The organism is Glaciecola punicea (assembly GCF_001756615.1).
Classification (GTDB): domain Bacteria; phylum Pseudomonadota; class Gammaproteobacteria; order Enterobacterales; family Alteromonadaceae; genus Glaciecola; species Glaciecola punicea.
Map to the genome: position 1 here is coordinate 66,037 of NZ_LZXY01000013.1, position 13,514 is coordinate 79,550.

The window sequence follows — 13,514 nt, forward strand, 5'->3', positions numbered from 1 at the left end:
CTACTTACAGCCTAAAGTCGCCGCTGAGTTTGCCGATAGAACAGTATTGTAAAATCCACCTGGCTTGATTTTTTATCTTACACAAACTCTTCGAGCACAGTGTTTAAATAGCGCCGGCCCAAGTCTGACACCTGCCATGTGTTTACAGACTCTTCAAGTAGCCCTTTTTGAACGAGCTTTTTGATAATGTTCTGCTCACCGGCATTAAGTGAACGCCCGGTGTGCTGCAAAAAAGCGTCTTTTGGACAGGCTTCAAGCAGCCTAAATCTGTTCATGAAAAACTCAAACGCAAGCTCGTTGTCATTTACTGCTATGTGTTTATGCATATAGGGCTTGGTTAAGTTCATATACCCTTTAGGATGCTTAACTTTTTCAGTGCGGCTTATTGAAAAGTCGCTTAAGTTGGTAATCTTTCCATGCGCCCCACAGCCAATGCCCAAATAGTCACTAAAGCGCCAATAATTAAGGTTTTGTTCGCAGCGATGACCGTTTTGTCCGTAGGCTGAGACTTCATATTGTTCATAGCCCTTAGATTGCAGCAGCGCCTGCCCGTGTAGTTGAATTTCCCACAGTAAGTCCTCGTCAGGCAACACAGGTGGTTTTGAATGAAACCGCGTATTCGGTTCTATGGTCAGCTGATACCACGACAAATGTGGCGGTTTGTGCGCAATGGCTTGGGTAAGATCGTCAAGCGCATTTTGCAAACTTTGTTCGGGTAATCCGTGCATTATGTCGGCGTTGAAAGACCTAAGCGGTAATTCTCGTGCGAATGTAAGAGCATTCTGGGAGTGCTGGGCATCGTGAATTCTACCAAGGGCGCTTAAGTGCTTTTGTTCGAAGCTTTGCACACCAATAGACATACGATTAATACCGGCTTGGGTAAAGCCTAAAAACTTGGCGGCTTCAGCGGTGCCAGGGTTGGCTTCCATGCTAATTTCTGCATTTTCATTGATGGGCAGTCGCTGTTTTACGCCGTGTAATAATTTGCTCATTGCTGTAACGCTCAATAAGCTTGGTGTACCGCCACCAATAAAAATGCTGCTTATTGGCCGAATATTCCCATTGTGGGTAATAAGCGGAATATCTTGATCTAAGTCGGCCAGTAAATTCGCAATATATTCGTCCTCAGGTATGCCGCCTTTTAACTGATGTGAATTAAAATCGCAGTAGGGGCAGGTTTGTACACACCAAGGAATATGAATATATAGGGCAAGGGCTATGCTCATAAATTATGACTTAAATAAGGGTTTGAAGTTTGTGCATTAACTCTTTTAAGGCCTTTGCGCGATGGCTTATGTCGCTCTTTTCATGCTTAGACAGCATTGCCGCAGTTTGCGCTAGGCTAGGCACATAAAATAGTGGATCGTAGCCAAAACCACCTTCGCCAGAGGCCGAAGTGGCTATTTCACCTTCCCATTCACCTTGGCAAATTATGGGCGTCGGGTCGTTTGCGTGGCGCATAAACACCAGTACGCACAAAAACTTTGCTTGACGGTTATGCTTGCCGTTAAGCTCAGCGAGTAACTTTGTGCAGTTGTCGCTATCGCTTGGCTTAGTTTGTGCGTTTATTGCGCCATACCTTGCTGAATATATCCCGGGCGCGCCGTTTAAGGCATCTACTACTAGGCCGCTGTCGTCGGCAATGGCGGGTAAGCCTGTGAGTTTAGCCGCATGACGAGCTTTAATAATGGCATTTTCAACAAAGGTAGTGCCGGTTTCGGGTACGTCGGGTACATTGAAATCAGACTGGGGTGCTACGTCTATATTATATTGGGTAAACAGATGAGAAAATTCCGCCACCTTGCCTTTGTTGCCGGTGGCTAATACTATTTTATCCATCACTTATCCTACTCTTTAGGTGACGCAGGGCGGGCGCCTTTACGTTTTTTATTCGATATTTTTTTGCGCGCCGCGCTTAGCTTACTGGCCTTCTTGGTTTTTGTTTTCTTCACTTTGCGCAGTACAGGCGGCTTGTTCTTAGGCTTCAATTCGTCTACAACACGCGCTTTAAAAGCGTCTTGGGTATAGCGTGCAACTTTGCCAACCCACATAAAGTCATGCGCTTCAATGAGCGATATTGCCACGCCTTTTGCGCCTGCTCTGCCGGTGCGGCCTATGCGATGAAGGTACACGTCTGCGCCTCGTGGCATGTCGTAATTAATAACATGTGACACATCGGGCACGTCTAAGCCGCGCGCGGCCACGTCGGTCGCAATCAGTATTTTTACGTCACCGTTTTTAAAACTGCTTAACGCCGCCATGCGTTTGTCTTGGGGCATATCGCCCTGTAAGTAGGCCACATTAAAGTCTTTGGAGAATAAGCGGTCTTTCATTTTATGCAGGCGTTCGCGCGTTTTCACAAACACAATGCACGACTCGACCGTGTTGGCTAAATGGTAATCAAGCAGCGCGTCTTTGTGTTTAGGGTCGTCGCATAAATGATACCACTGCAAGGTCTTTGCTTTTTCTTTGCGCGAAGGCGAAGCGTTGTGTTCGATAGGATTTTGCAAAATGTCGCGCGCAAAGTTGCGCACGCCGCGGCCTTCTAAGGTGGCCGAAAACAACATGGTTTGTTTACGCCATCTTGCTTCTTCACAAATTTGATTCACCACTGCGCCAAAGCCCATGTCGAGCATGCGGTCAGCTTCATCTAACACTAATGATTCTATTTCACGGCAGTCGAAGCTTTCAGATTGAATGTGCTCTAATAAACGCCCAGGGGTGGCGACTAAAATATCGAGCCTGTTGGATAATGTCTCGCGATCGGTACCGTAGTTTATGCCGCCGGTAATAACGCCCACCACTAAATCGGTGTTTTTACACAAAAGCTCGGCGTGTTCGGCTACTTGATAAGCAAGTTCGCGCGTGGGCACCAATATCAGTGAACGAGCTGAGCTACTGTATTTATTTGGATAGTCGAGTAAAAATTGGCAAATAGGCAGTATAAAAGCAGCTGTTTTGCCAGTTCCGGTAGGCGCACAGGCAAGAATATCGGCGCCGTCCATTGCGTCGGGTATCACCGATGCTTGAATAGAGGTGGGTTTTGTAAATCCCAAGTCGTTAACTGCACTGACTAATTCGTCGTTAAGTTCTAGGGCGTAGAAGCTGCTCAATGGTGATGGCCTTTAGTAAAATATAATATACGTAAAAATATAGCGTTTTTTTAACGTCGTTTCGCGCAAGTTTACCTTATTTATGCGATTTTTAATAATGCCAATATACAAATTATGATGAAGTTTTTAGCCTATTGTTAATTAGCGGTGTCTTAATTGTGGCAAATGCTAATCTCAAATTTACCCTTCACTGTAAACATGCTAATTTAACGCTATTCAGTCATGTGCATTACGCTGCTTTTTTACGATCGCAAGAGTACGCATACAACAATAACGAAAAGAATATACCCTTGTACTTAAATTATTATGGCTTAAACGATAATCCCTTTTCAATAGCGCCTAACCCCGACTATTTATTTATGAGTACTCGCCATAAACAAGCGCTAGCGCATTTAAATTTTGGGTTAACGGAGTCGGGCGGCTTTGTTATGCTCACCGGTGAGGTCGGCACGGGCAAAACGACAGTGTCGCGCAAACTCATGCAAGAGCTCGGCAAAGACACCCAAATGGCGGTAATACTCAATCCTACCTTGTCGGCGCTTGAGCTACTGGCAACGGTGTGTGACGAGTTGGGGGTAAACTATGATCAAAACAGCGCGTCTTTGAAAGTATTCACCGACCGCATATTAGCCAAGCTCGCCAGTAATCATGAAAACGGCGTAAACACGGTGCTGTTGATTGATGAAGCGCAGCATCTATTGCCCGAAGTGCTTGAACAACTGCGCTTGCTGACAAATTTAGAAACCAATCGCGAAAAGCTGCTTAAAGTGGTGCTCATTGGGCAGCCTGAACTACAGCAACTGCTCAGACGAAACGAACTTCGTCAGCTTGCCCAACGCGTAACGGCAAGGTATCATTTATTGCCCTTAACACAAGTTGAAGTAGGCCAATATGTAGAGCATCGCTGGTCGGTTGCCGGTGGTTTAAGCGCCTGCTTCACAAAAGCCGCACTTGTTGAGCTTTTCACTATAAGCGGCGGCATTCCCCGCGTTATCAATCTGCTGTGTGACCGCGCCTTAAGTTTAGGCTATTCCTTACAAAAACCTTTTGTTGACCATCAAATTATGGTCTCGTCTAGTTTTCAAGTGTTAGGCGAAGACATTGTTTTGCAGCGCCAGCAATCGCGCTTCAAACCGCTCTATATTCGCTGGTTTTTGCTGGCACTTATCCTAGGTTTACTCACCGGTGCTATTTATGGAGGGCTGTATGCTTAAGCAGCTAAAAGTTAGTGAGCTGATTCCCGGCATGATGGTGACGCAAGTCATTGAGCAGCATGGTCCAGCCAAAATACGTAAAGTGGGCTTTATACGCTCTGCAGATATGATCCGCGGGCTCAGCGAAATGGGCGTTAGTGTGGTAGAAGTAGACATCAATCAAAGTTTGCACGTAGAGCTTGAAGATGACGAAGACGCTCAAGGCCCAAGCGCGCTTACTACCAAGCCCAATACTAGCAACACAGATAGCACTAGCACAAACGATGTACCGGTGCGAAGAGCTACGGCCACTCAGCGTCTTGTTGCCTCAAATCGACAAATTGCCGATGTTGACCGGCAGCCTTCACAGCAGTTTCATCGCTCTTTATTCTTGCCTGCCGTAGATCAAATGCCATCTAAATGGATGCTGTACGGTAAGCCCTACACTTTACTGCTGATGTTTATTTTATGCGGTTTTGCTATCGGCAGCGCCACCACGACCGTAATATCGGGTATGCTTTATGCAAAAGATTCAACTGAGGTATCATCCATAGATACCACAAATAGCGATAGCGGCGTTGTAGCCATAGTCGCCACAGTCGCGAACGTAGCGCCAATTACTAATACATCAGCAATATCAGGCCAAAGCTTGGACCGCCAAGATGAGCCTAGCAGCGACAGCTCACCTAATGAAAAAAGTACCAATAGCGGCATGGATGTGAATACGCAAACGCAAAATCTACCAAATGTAACGTTGTCGACTAGCTCAGAGCAAACAGCAAACGCAGGCCTATATAGTCTACAAGACAGCGTTAATGCAGCAAAACCGTCTGTTGAACGAGGCATAGCTAACAACGATATAGCTAACAACGATATAGGTCAATCAGCGCAGCCTTTTACAATTGAAACAATAAACGGCGTCGAGCTTGAAGAAGGACAACAGGTGCTTGGCTATCAAAGCGGCAGCGAAGATGACATCAACACCAACAGCATGAGTCAACGCGGTGCACAAACTCGCGTAAATAGAGCAGCTGATAATGACAGCAGCGCATCTAACGAGTCGTCAAATGAACGGCTCAATCCTACCTTATTACGGCGCATTCAAGCCGCCGCCCAAGACATTGACAGCCAAGAAGGCATGTGGTCTCAAGAGATACTGAAAGTTACCGACCTAAACGCCTTGCCGCGCATAGATCAGCTGCCGCCGGCTGTGTTAACGCAAATGCCAGCGATGAGTTTTAGTGCGCATATGTATGCCTCAAATCCTCGTGACAGATGGGTTAGAGTTAACAGTCAACGTTTAAGTGAGGGAGATATTATTGCGAATAATGTGGTGTTAAAACGAATTGAGTCTGAAAAAGTCGTGTTGGAATACAAGGGTGATGAGTTCACTATGAACGCTTTGTCAGACTGGTAGCACCGCCGTTCTGGCAATTACCATGTTTAGCGTTGCCGTATCTGGCACAAGCGGGTTTAGTATTGTAGCAATTGCCCCACAATGCTAAATCCCGCACTTGGGTAATCTAAAGCCAACTGCGTCTTGCTTTTTCAAACTGCGTAATTTGAGCGTCGTGCTCAAGCGTTTGCCCAATCGCGTCAAGCCCTTTAAGCAAATTAGTTTTATGATGACTTGCAATATCAAATAAAAACTCAAGCTCTTCACATTTAACGCTTTGCGCGGTCAATGTCACCGTAATAACAACCTTAGGATTGTTGGCTACCTTTGTAAACAACTGATCTAGCTCAACGTTTGGTAAGGTAAGCACCAACAGCTGGTTGTTGATACTGTTACCATAAAATATGTCGGCAAAGCTGTTGGCAATAATGCAGTTAAAGCCAAAGTCGGCTAGCGCCCACGGTGCGTGTTCTCGGCTTGAACCACAGCCAAAATTCTCCCGCGTTAGCAGTATAGACGCGCCTTTATACTCGGGCTGATTAAGTGAAAAGTCAGGGTCAACCTGATCTTTATCACCGTTTTGATAGCGCCAATCATGAAACAAATTAACCCCGTAGCCAGTGCGCGTTATCCCGGTTAAAAACTGCTTAGGAATAATTTGATCGGTGTCTATATTAGCCTGATCTAGCGGGGCAACTGTGCCGGTGATTATATTAATACCCGTCATTAGTGTTCTCCCATAGTGCGTACGTCGGTAAATTTACCCGTAATAGCCGCTGCGGCTGCCATTTCAGGGCTAACTAAATGCGTGCGCCCTCCACGACCTTGTCGGCCTTCAAAATTTCGATTGCTGGTTGAAGCGCAGCGATCACCCGGCTGCAATATATCGTCGTTCATGCCCAAACACATTGAGCACCCAGGTAGGCGCCATTCAAAGCCGCTTTGTTTGAATATTACATCGAGCTGTTCAGTTTCAGCCTGCTCTTTTACCTGGACCGAGCCTGGTACCACAATGGCCGTTACGCCTTTTGCAACTTTGCCTAAAGCCGCTATTTTGGCCGCAGCGCGTAAATCTTCTATGCGGCTGTTAGTGCATGAGCCAATAAACACATGCGAAATACTAATATCGCTTATGGCTTGGCCTGCTTCAAGACCCATATATTTTAAGGCTTTGTTGGCTGACTCTTTAACCACAGCGTCGCTATAGCTATCGGGTTGTGGGACGTGTTGCTTTATGCCCACTACCTGTCCCGGATTGGTTCCCCACGTGACTTGCGGCTCAATGTCTGCGGCGTCTAGCTCTACCACACTGTCAAATTGGGCATCTTGGTCGGTGTATAAGCTTTTCCAATAGCACACGGCGTCGTCCCAATGTGCCTCACTTGGCGCAAATTCGCGGCCTCTAATGTATTCTATGGTTTTATCGTCAGGCGCAATAAGACCGGCTTTTGCCCCCGCTTCAATACTCATATTACACACGGTCATGCGCTGTTCCATCGACAGGTCGCGAATGGCTTGGCCGGCGTATTCAATCACATGACCGGTGGCACCGGCGTGGCCAATTTTACCAATAATGGCCAAAATAATATCTTTTGCGGTGACGCCAAGCCCCAGTTTACCATTCACGTTTATAAGCATGCTTTTACCGCGCGATTGCTTAAGTGTTTGACTGGCCAACACATGCTCAACCTGCGAGGTGCCTATGCCAAAGGCCAGAGCACCAAACGCGCCGTGCGTGGCGGTATGCGAGTCGCCGCATACAACGGTCATGCCCGGATGAATAAGTCCCAGTTGCGGCCCTATTACATGCACAATGCCTTGATTTTTGTGACCCACAGGGTAAAGCTGAATATTGTGCTGTGCACAATTTGCGGCCAAAGTATTTAGCTGTAGCGCATTTTGAGGACCGCAAGCATCAAGCGCTAATGAACGCGTTGAAATACTATGATCCATGGTCCCAAAGGTAAGGTCAGGACGACGCACGCTGCGGCCTTTTTCAGCCAGTCCGGCAAATGCCTGTGGGGTGGTAACCTCATGAATTAAATGGCGGTCAATATAAAGTAATAAATCCTCTCCCAAATCTTCTACAATATGTGCATTTAGGACTTTTTCATACAGCGTAGAGGGTGTCGTTGATGTCATGTTGGGCTCCTTAAAGCTGACTAATAATATAGTCACCTACTTCACTCGTGGATTTTGCGCTATGTTTGTTTTGGGGCGACAGCAACTCTGCCGTTAAAATGCCGTCGCTTAAGGTTTTAAGTACAGCGCGCTCAATATCATCGGCGGCGGTTTCAAGGCCTAGGCTGTAGCGAAGCATCATGGCGCCTGAGAGTATCTGTGCAACCGGGTTGGCAATGCCTTTGCCAGCGATATCGGGGGCTGAGCCGCCTGCGGGCTCAAACATCCCAAAACCGTCTTGGTTGAGACTGGCCGAAGGTAATAAACCCATAGAGCCGGTGATCATAGCGCACTCGTCAGAAATTATGTCGCCAAATAAATTAGAACACAGCATTACGTCAAATTGACCGGGGTTAGCCACTAGCTGCATGGTTGCGTTGTCTATATAAATATGTTCAAGGCTTACGCTTGGATAGTCAGCTGCAACCTCTTCAACCACTTCACGCCATAAACGGCTGGTAGCCAACACATTGGCTTTATCAACCGAGGTTACTTTGTTTTTACGCTTTGTTGCGGCTTCAAACGCCGATATCGCAATGCGGCGTATTTCGGCTTTTGAATAGCGCATGGTATCAAATGCGTTAGTTTGTTCGCCTTCGCCTTGTCTGCCCTTGGGTTGACCAAAGTAAATGCCCGAGGTAAGTTCGCGTATGACTAATATATCAACATTATTTTGGGCTATGTCGGCGCGAAGCGGCGAAAGATGGACTAGGCTTGGGTAAATTTTGGCAGGTCGTAGGTTACTAAATAAGTCGAAGTGGCTTCGTAGGGTGAGTAGGGCAGCGCGCTCAGGGCGCTCTTCTAAGGGAAGATTATCCCATTTGGGGCCACCAATAGAACCAAACAAAATAGCGTCAGCGTTCTCACAGGCGCTAAGTGTGGCAGCGGGCAGGGCTTCACCTTGCGTGTTAATAGCGTAGCCGCCTACCGCGCGCTCTTGGCAGTTCAAGGTGAAATTATGTTTTTTCCCTACTACGTCTAACACCCTGCGTGCTTGGTGCATCACTTCAGGGCCGATACCGTCACCCGCAAGCACCGCAATTGTAAAGCTTGTCATTTAAACTCCTACTATTTTATGTTGTTTTTGTTGATCAATCTGATCGGCCAAATATGTGTTGTTTAACACGAATATAAGTGACTTAACGCCAGCCTCAACAATGTCGGTGGCTAAGCCGATGCCATTAAAGCGACGGCCGTTGTATTCTACTATAACGCTCACTTGAGCGAGAGCGTCGGCGCCTTCGCCTTTTGAATCAAGTTTAAAGTCAACAATCTCTAAGCTGTGCCCATCAATGGCTTTTATAATGGCATTAAATGCTGCATCAACCGGGCCATTGCCGGTGGCCGCTTGGGTAATCTCATGTTCACCAGCCAGTATAGTGACGGTGGCAGTTGGCACAATATTGTGGCCCGAGCTTGCATGCAGGTAGTTCAATTTATAATGCGCGTGCTCATGTTTTTGCTGGTCGAAAAACAGTAGCGCCTCTAAGTCATAGTCAAATACTTGGCCTTTTTTGTCGGCAAGGCGCACAAATGATTCGTATATGTTATCCAGATCGTATTCATCTGGGCCATAGCCAAGCTCACCTAGTCGGTGTTTAATAACGTGACGACCAGAGCGTGAGGTCAAATTAAGCACATTCTTGTTTATGCCCACGCTTTCAGGTGTCATTATTTCATAAGTGTTTTGCCCTTTTAACACGCCGTCTTGGTGAATGCCTGATGAGTGACTAAAGGCGTTGGCCCCTACAATTGCTTTGTTTGCCTGCACCGGCATGCTGCATAACTGGCTGACTAATTTCGAGGCTCTGTGAATTTCTTGCGTGTTAATATTGGTGTTAAGGCCTAATTTTTGGTAGCGCGTTTTAAGCGTCATCACAATTTCTTCTAATGAGCAATTGCCGGCGCGTTCACCAATACCATTTATAGTGCATTCAATTTGTCTGGCGCCATGTTCTACCGCCGTTAAAGAGTTGGCCACTGCTAAGCCTAAATCATTGTGACAGTGGACCGAAATAATGGCTTTGTCTATGTTGGGCACTCGGTTAAACAAACTACTTATAATGCTACCAAACTCAGACGGTATGGTATAGCCCACGGTATCGGGAATATTAACGGTGGTTGCGCCCGCTGTAATGGCCGCCTCAACCATTCTGCACAAATAATCTATGTGGGTTCGCCCCGCATCTTCACAGGAAAACTCTATGTCATCGGTGTATTTGCTGGCGTGTTTAATGGCCTTTATCGCCATCTCAACGACTTCGTCTTGTGACTTACGCAGCTTGGTATTTACGTGAATATCGGAGGTGGCTATAAAGGTATGAATTCTGAACGCTTCGGCAACGCCAAGTGCTTCGCCGCATGCGTCTATGTCTTTGGCTAAGGCCCGTGATAGACCGCACACACGCGCATTTTTAATTTCTTTTGCGATCAGTTGAACCGACTTGAAATCGCCCGGTGACGATACTGGAAAACCTGCCTCAATAACGTCCACGCCTAGGCGTTCCAGCATGAGGGCTATCTGAAGTTTTTCGCGTACATTAAGACTGGCCGGCAGTGCTTGTTCGCCGTCGCGTAGACTGGTGTCGAAAATGATGACTTGATTGTTCATTATTACCCCTATTGGCCGCTTATTAACAGCCTAATTATGCATTGACGCTAATAAAAAAAGACATAAAAAAACCCGTGCATTACACGGGTTTAGAAAATATATATAAACATTACCCGTGCGTTTTTGGCCCCAGTAATAAGAGTAGCAGAATAACACTTGGCTGTACGTGCAAAAGATGAAAATTTTGTGGCGTCATGTTGATTCTCCAGCAATGTTAGTAATCAGAATGTAACCTTGTTTAGAATATCCGTCAACCGAAAAGCGTATATCATCTGAAGTTTACAGGAGGCATCTATCCGCTTGTCATCTCATTGGCAACGTCACCAATTAATTTTCGCAGCCATATATGGCCTGCGTCGTGATGCAGCAGCGCACTCCACGCCATTTTAAGGGCAAAGGGTGGAATATCAAAAGGCGGCGGTAACACTTTTACCGCAGGATCATTTTCAAAGATTTTTGCGACTTTACTAGGCAAGGTTACCACTAAGTTTTGTGTTCTAGCGATTTGCAAGGCGGCATGATAATGCCGGGTAAATACTCTGATATCTCTTTGCTTACCAATTTTCGATAATGCTTCATCAACCCAGCCTAATTTTTGCACCTCGTTGGGGTCTATGCCCACGCCCACGCCAAAACCTGTTTTGCTTACCCATACATGCTGGCTACTAAGATAGTCACCGAGGCTGAACTGATTGGCTTTAGGGTGTTGGCTATTCATTACGCATGAAAAACTGTCGAGCCAAATAATTTTTTGATGAAAAGAAGACGGAAGCTCATCGAAGCGATTAATGGCCATGTCGACTTTACCGTGCTCAACATCGTGGAAGGTCACATCGCTTGGGGTAATTAGATCAAGGGTGATGTTGGGGGCGAAAATAGCCAGTTTGCTTAATAAGCCCAGTAATATTGTGGATTCAGCATAGTCACTGGTCATTATTCTAAAGGTTCGCCTGCTAGCACTTGGATCAAATTCGACATCTGGCTGAATGCTCGATTCTAGTTCACTTAACACTTTGCGCACTATTGGCTGTAGCTCTAATGCTCTTTTAGTGGGGGTCATTCCGGCGCTCGTTCTAACTAGCAGCGGGTCTTTGAATAAATCACGCAAGCGCTTTAAGCTATTGCTCATGGCGGGCTGGGTGATACTGAGCTGATTTGCGGCTTTGGTAACGCTGCCTTCGCGCAATAACACATCGAAATATACCAGTAAGTTTAAATCTACCTTTGCTAGGTTCAAATCAATGACATCCTTTTGTTAAACTCTACTTTTTCCTAAACGCAACGCTAAAACAAAACATCGCACAAGGGAAGCGCTTAAATATAAAACAGCTCCTTAACTGAAAAAAAAGAGGCGTCAAATTAACTCAAGCGCCTGTTTAGCATGCTGAAGTGTAAATAAATCTACAAATTTAGTCTAGAAAATGTCGATATTATACATTCACATAAAATTTACAACGCGTACTGTAAGTTGCTTCAATTTATACTGTATACTCCTTCAAATGCTAACCTACATTCAATAACTTGATGATTAAACGAATCGTCATACCTGGAGCTTTTATGACAACACCCTATTTGACTGCACTGAGTAGGATAGCAATTGCTACCGTTTCTATTTTGTCCGTAGCAAGCTGTGCGCCGGTCGCTGACGATGTGAACGCAGCCACCAAGCAAAAAGATGCCGCAAACGTCAGCGCGCAGCAATCTGCGGCTGCGCCTAAAAATATTATCATGGTGATTGCCGACGGTATGGGCCCTGCTTACGTGTCAGCCTATCGCTACTTTATGGATAACCCTGATACAGAAGCTGTTGAAACTACTGTTTTCGACGGTATTTTAGTCGGCACGGTGCGTACCTATCCGCATCAGCAGTCGGGCGTAGTAACTGACTCAGCAGCCAGTGCAACCGCCATGTCAACTGGCGTGAAGAGCTACAATGGCGCCGTAGGTATGGGTGTAGACAAACAGCCCCTCGAAACTGTGTTGCATCGCGCGCATAAATTAGGCTTAAAAACTGGCTTAGCGGTGACCAGTCATATAGTGCACGCTACTCCCGCGTCGTATATGGTCGCAAACGAAGCCCGCGGCAATTACGCGCAAATAGCCGACAGTTTCTATGACGACCGAATTAACGGCGAACATTTAGCCGACATTATGCTAGGCGCTGGCTGGGGCCACTTTATTCGCGAAGACAGAAACTTAGTAGAGTTGTTTCAAGCCGACGGTTATCAATATATTGATAGTTATGATCAATTATCCAGTATTGACCCCAGTGTCCCAGTTTTAGGCTTGTTTGGGGACGGCAGTCTGCCGTGGGCATTAGACGACATTGATCCGACGCGTTTGCACACATTGACTAAGGCAATAGTGCCATATTTAGCCGCGGATACTCAAGACTCGGGTTATTTTTTGTTACTTGAAGCAAGTCAGGTTGATTGGGCTGGCCACGGTAACGACATCGCCTCTGCGATGGCTGAAATGCATGATTTGGCTAAAACCATGGAATACTTGGTTGATTACGTTGAAGCACATCCCGATACATTGGTGATATTAACGGCTGATCACAGCACGGGCGGGCTCACCATTGGTGCAGTAAGCGATTATCGATGGGATGCGTCTTACATACAAAATTTCAAAAAGTCTGTACCCACTATTGCCGCCAATATGCTCACCGAAACAGATAAAGGACAGTATGTATCAGACATGTTTGGCTTTGCACTTAATCAACAAGAGATTGATAGCCTTGACGTAATTAATGCTGATATGAACCCGCGTGCGGTTCAAGCTATCTTAAAAGATATCATAAATACGCGCACAAACACCGGCTGGACAACCAGTGGCCATACCGCGGTAGACGTGGATATGTTTGCGTTTGGCCCAAGCGCACAGGTCTTTGCGGGTAATCAGAACAACACTGATGTTGCTGAAAAGATATTTACGCTGCTTGACCAAGCGCATAAAAAATGAGGGCTTTCTGCAATAAGGACATAGTTACTTTTTAAACCAAAAACGCCTGCTTCAAA

The 13,514-nt window shown here is 46.2% G+C and carries 11 protein-coding genes; 3 read left to right on the top strand and 8 right to left on the bottom strand.

Annotation, left to right across the window (positions count from 1 at the left end):
- Positions 1-77: 77 nt before the first annotated feature.
- From hemW to srmB, 3 genes are read right to left on the bottom strand one after another with little or no spacing between them, the layout of a single operon-like run.
- Positions 78-1,226 carry a radical SAM family heme chaperone HemW gene (gene hemW / locus BAE46_RS13085; protein WP_006002551.1) on the bottom strand — a complete coding sequence of 383 codons (1,149 nt, stop codon included), beginning with the start codon at positions 1,224-1,226 and terminating at the stop codon, positions 78-80.
- A gap of 10 nt (positions 1,227-1,236) precedes the next feature.
- Positions 1,237-1,842 (bottom strand): RdgB/HAM1 family non-canonical purine NTP pyrophosphatase, encoded by a 606-nt coding sequence (gene rdgB / locus BAE46_RS13090; RefSeq protein WP_070113136.1) that lies wholly within the window; start codon positions 1,840-1,842, stop codon positions 1,237-1,239.
- Positions 1,843-1,847: 5 nt separating this feature from the next.
- Entirely contained in the window at positions 1,848-3,113 is a 1,266-nt protein-coding gene (gene srmB / locus BAE46_RS13095) for an ATP-dependent RNA helicase SrmB (RefSeq protein ID WP_006002554.1), read from the bottom strand.
- A 290-nt stretch (positions 3,114-3,403) separates the two neighbouring features.
- Between srmB and BAE46_RS13100 the strand changes: the two genes are divergently transcribed.
- Together BAE46_RS13100 and BAE46_RS13105 are read left to right on the top strand one after the other, a co-directional pair.
- Positions 3,404-4,327 carry an ExeA family protein gene (locus BAE46_RS13100; RefSeq protein ID WP_040519958.1) on the top strand — a complete coding sequence of 308 codons (924 nt, stop codon included), beginning with the start codon at positions 3,404-3,406 and terminating at the stop codon, positions 4,325-4,327.
- On the top strand, positions 4,320-5,723 hold the full coding sequence (locus BAE46_RS13105) for a general secretion pathway protein GspB (protein WP_070113139.1): 1,404 nt from the start codon (positions 4,320-4,322) through the stop codon (positions 5,721-5,723). Before BAE46_RS13100 ends, BAE46_RS13105 begins: the two co-directional genes overlap by 8 nt.
- A gap of 106 nt (positions 5,724-5,829) precedes the next feature.
- Here BAE46_RS13105 and leuD read toward each other — a convergent pair whose 3' ends face one another.
- From leuD to BAE46_RS13130, 5 genes are all read right to left on the bottom strand, one after another.
- On the bottom strand, positions 5,830-6,429 hold the full coding sequence (gene leuD / locus BAE46_RS13110; protein ID WP_070113141.1) for a 3-isopropylmalate dehydratase small subunit: 600 nt from the start codon (positions 6,427-6,429) through the stop codon (positions 5,830-5,832).
- The gene (gene leuC / locus BAE46_RS13115) at positions 6,429-7,844 is read right to left on the bottom strand and encodes a 3-isopropylmalate dehydratase large subunit (protein WP_006002563.1); all 1,416 of its coding nucleotides are present in this window, start codon (positions 7,842-7,844) and stop codon (positions 6,429-6,431) included. Before leuC ends, leuD begins: the two co-directional genes overlap by 1 nt.
- A gap of 10 nt (positions 7,845-7,854) precedes the next feature.
- Positions 7,855-8,940: a 3-isopropylmalate dehydrogenase gene (leuB, locus tag BAE46_RS13120; RefSeq protein WP_070113143.1), complete on the bottom strand. Its 1,086-nt coding sequence runs from the start codon at positions 8,938-8,940 to the stop codon at positions 7,855-7,857.
- Positions 8,941-10,494 (bottom strand): 2-isopropylmalate synthase, encoded by a 1,554-nt coding sequence (gene leuA, locus BAE46_RS13125; protein WP_006002568.1) that lies wholly within the window; start codon positions 10,492-10,494, stop codon positions 8,941-8,943.
- A gap of 292 nt (positions 10,495-10,786) precedes the next feature.
- Positions 10,787-11,731 carry a LysR family transcriptional regulator gene (locus BAE46_RS13130; protein WP_006002569.1) on the bottom strand — a complete coding sequence of 315 codons (945 nt, stop codon included), beginning with the start codon at positions 11,729-11,731 and terminating at the stop codon, positions 10,787-10,789.
- 320 nt (positions 11,732-12,051) lie between these two features.
- Between BAE46_RS13130 and BAE46_RS13135 the strand changes: the two genes are divergently transcribed.
- Positions 12,052-13,458 (top strand): alkaline phosphatase, encoded by a 1,407-nt coding sequence (locus BAE46_RS13135; protein ID WP_070113145.1) that lies wholly within the window; start codon positions 12,052-12,054, stop codon positions 13,456-13,458.
- The last annotated feature ends 56 nt before the right edge of the window (positions 13,459-13,514 follow it).

Bases quoted from the DNA above. Each gene is read 5' to 3' on its own strand.
- hemW (WP_006002551.1), bottom strand. From the start codon at position 1,226: ATGAGCATAGCCCTTGCCCTATATATTCATATTCCTTGGTGTGTACAA.
- BAE46_RS13105 (WP_070113139.1), top strand. From the start codon at position 4,320: ATGCTTAAGCAGCTAAAAGTTAGTGAGCTGATTCCCGGCATGATGGTG.
- leuD (WP_070113141.1), bottom strand. From the start codon at position 6,429: ATGACGGGTATTAATATAATCACCGGCACAGTTGCCCCGCTAGATCAG.
- leuC (WP_006002563.1), bottom strand. From the start codon at position 7,844: ATGACATCAACGACACCCTCTACGCTGTATGAAAAAGTCCTAAATGCA.
- leuB (WP_070113143.1), bottom strand. From the start codon at position 8,940: ATGACAAGCTTTACAATTGCGGTGCTTGCGGGTGACGGTATCGGCCCT.
- leuA (WP_006002568.1), bottom strand. From the start codon at position 10,494: ATGAACAATCAAGTCATCATTTTCGACACCAGTCTACGCGACGGCGAA.
- BAE46_RS13135 (WP_070113145.1), top strand. From the start codon at position 12,052: ATGACAACACCCTATTTGACTGCACTGAGTAGGATAGCAATTGCTACC.